2 protein-coding genes and 1 pseudogene are annotated in these 2,468 nt (G+C 74.4%); 2 read left to right on the top strand and 1 reads right to left on the bottom strand.

The features are described from left to right. Positions 1–446 (bottom strand): annotated as a pseudogene (locus J5F18_RS18745) (PHP domain-containing protein); the annotation flags it as partial. A gap of 113 nt (positions 447–559) precedes the next feature. Here J5F18_RS18745 and J5F18_RS18750 point away from each other — a divergent pair. Continuing rightward, complete coding sequence (locus J5F18_RS18750; protein WP_346300035.1) at positions 560–859, top strand: YciI family protein; 300 nt, start codon at positions 560–562, stop codon at positions 857–859. 165 nt (positions 860–1,024) lie between these two features. After that, positions 1,025–2,468 (top strand): tRNA (5-methylaminomethyl-2-thiouridine)(34)-methyltransferase MnmD (gene mnmD, locus J5F18_RS18755; protein WP_346300036.1); only part of this gene is annotated, 1,444 nt, incomplete at its 3' end.

Below are 2,468 nucleotides of genomic sequence, written 5' to 3' on the forward strand. Positions count from 1 at the left end.
CGCCGCCACCAGCGCCCGGGCGAAGTCGGGGCGCCCCAGCGGGCGCGCGCTGCCGGCCTGCTCCCGGGCCCGGGCCAGGGCATCTGCCAGGCCGATCCTTTCCAGGCGTTCGGCGATCGTCACGGCGCGACGCTCCCGCGCCTCGGCCTGGGCCGCCAGCCCCGCGGCCAGCGCCCCCCGGGCGCCCTGGGGCAGCAGCCCCACCACGTGGATATTGTGGCCGCGCCACTGGGTGGAGAGCTCGGTGCCGGGGATCAGCGTGAGCCCCTCCCGCGTCGCGGCGGCCGCGGGGTCAGCGCGACATGGGTCAGTCCCCGCGCCCTGCACAGCGCCATCACCTCGCCGGGCGGCAGGGCGCCATCGGAGGCCGTGGAGTGCAGATGGAGGTCGATCGTCAGGGGGTCGGGGTCGCCCTCGAAGCGGGCGGGAAGTGCGGACATTGGCATGACGCCGACAGGCGACTTTGTCAGAATGGCCGTCCATGGTGCGCGCCCGGCCGACGCCGGTCAATCACCATCGCCTGTCGCGGCGCGAGCCGCCCAACCGAGGAAGCGATGCAATGCTCTACGCCATCATCAGCGAAGACGTGAACAACAGCCTGGAACGCCGCCTGGCCGCTCGCCCGGATCACCTGGCCCGCCTGGAGACCCTGCGCGACGAGGGGCGCCTGGTGCTGGTCGGCCCCCACCCGGCCATCGACAGCGAGGACCCGGGCGAGGCGGGCTTCACCGGCAGCCTGGTGGTCGCCGAGTTCGACAGCCTCAAGGAGGCCCAGGCCTGGGCCGACGCCGACCCCTACATGATCGCCGGCGTCTATGCCAGGGTCACGGTCAAACCGTTCAAGAAGGTGATGCCCTGATCCGCCCCTTTTCCCACAGCCCGCTTGTCCACAGCCGAGTTCTGCACAGAGTCTGTGGATAACGCTGTTGAAACGCCGCGGATGCCTTTCCCCAGCCGGGACCAGCCGCCCCCGCGGCGCCATTGATCAGATCCTGACCAGCCACGCCCTACCGCCGGAGACCCCGTGACCCCCGCCCCCGATGGCTTGCCACCGCTCGCCGCCCTGGAGACCGCCCGCCTCGACTGGCGGCGCGATGACACCGGCGAGGAGGCCCCCCGCTCCGCCACCTTCGACGACGTCTACTTCTCGCGCCATGACGGCCGTGCCGAGACCGAGCACGTCTTCCTGGCCGCCAACCGCCTGCCCGAGCGCTTCGCCGCCTGGCAGGCGCACCGCCCCTTCGTGATCGGCGAGACCGGTTTCGGCACCGGGCTCAACATGCTCTGCGCCTGGGCCTGCTTCGATGCCCACGCCCCTGCCGGAGCGCGGCTGCACCTGGTCTCCACCGAGAAGTTCCCGCTCGCCAGGGAGGACCTGGCCCGGGCGCTGGCCGCCTGGCCCGACCTGGCGCACCGCGCCGCGGCGCTGGTCGCGCAGTGGCCCGAGCCGGTGGCCGGCGTACACCGGCTGTGGCTGGATGGGCGGGTCACCCTGGACCTGCACTTCGGCGATGCCGCCGAGCGCCTGGCGCTGCTCGACGGCCGGGTGGATGCCTGGTTCCTCGACGGCTTCGCCCCCGCCAGGAACCCCGAGATGTGGCAGCCGGCGCTGTTCCTGGCCATGGCGGCCCGCTCCCGGCCCGGTGCCACCTTCGCCACCTTCACCTGCGCCGGCCCGGTCAAGCGCGGACTCAAGGCGGCCGGCTTCCACTGGCGCAAGGTGCCGGGCTTCGGGCGCAAGCGCGAGATGCTCGCCGGCGAGATCGCCACGCCGCCGCTGGATGAGCGGCGAGCCCGCACGCCCTGGTTCACCCCGCCCCCGGCCCAGCCGCCGCACCGGGTGGCGGTGATCGGTGCCGGCATCGCCGGCGCCAGCGCCGCCGCGGCGCTGGCCCGCCGCGGCGTGGCGGTGACCCTGATCGACCGCTTCGACCGCGCGCGCCTCGGCGAGACCCACCTGCAGGGGGCGCTCTACGTCAAGCTCGCCGTGGAGACCAACCGGCAGAGCCGCACCTACCTGGCCGGGCTGCTGTACAGCCGGCGCTGGCTGGAGGCCCTCGACCCCGAGCAGCGCCTGTGGCACCCCAGCGGGGTGCTGCAGCTGGCGCTGAGCGAGAAGGAGCAGGCGCGCCAGGCGCGCTTCCTGGCGAGCCACCCGCTGCCACCGAGCGTGGTGCGGGGCCTCGACGCCGAGGCGGCCAGCGCCGCCGCCGGGATCCGGGTCCAGGTCCCGGCGCTGGACTACCCGAGTGCCGCCTGGGTCAGGCCGCTCGAGCTCTGCGTGCGCCTGGCCGGCACGCCGGGCGTGCGCTTCCGCCAGGGGGAGGTCACGGCGCTGCGCGAGAGCACCGCGGGCTGGACCCTGACCCTGGCCGATGGCGAGGCCCTCGAGGCCGACCAGGTGGTGATCGCCGGGGCCAGCGAGGCCGCCGCCGTCGCCCAGACCGCGGCCCTTCCCCTGCAGCCGG

Source organism: Halomonas sp. BM-2019 (genome assembly GCF_017584085.1).